Origin of the sequence: Kocuria sp. ZOR0020 (assembly GCF_000800955.1) — a bacterium.
GTDB classification, from domain to species: domain Bacteria; phylum Actinomycetota; class Actinomycetes; order Actinomycetales; family Micrococcaceae; genus Kocuria; species Kocuria subflava.
In genome coordinates this window covers 1-203 of record NZ_JROX01000438.1, presented here as the reverse complement: position 1 = coordinate 203, position 203 = coordinate 1, and the positions used below count along the sequence as shown (strand labels likewise).

Below are 203 nucleotides of genomic sequence, written 5' to 3'. Positions count from 1 at the left end.
AATAAGTTCTTAGCGTTTAATATGGGCTTACCTATGCAGGATACAGCTTACTACTTCACTCCGCAAGATACTAAACTAACAGAGTTCAATTTATCTGTATTTAATAAAAATAGAACTTATGTCGGAATTGACCTATCCTTAATTGGCGATTTAACCGCTGTATCGTTCGTTTGTGAGTTAGAGGGTAAAACTTACAGCCATAC

Annotated in this window: 1 protein-coding gene; it reads left to right on the top strand. The window is 35.5% G+C overall.

The window, feature by feature from the left end; translation table 11 throughout:
* Window positions 1-203, top strand: a 203-nt coding sequence (locus tag L979_RS15650; protein ID WP_197052188.1) for a terminase TerL endonuclease subunit, incomplete at both ends; no start/stop codon positions are given.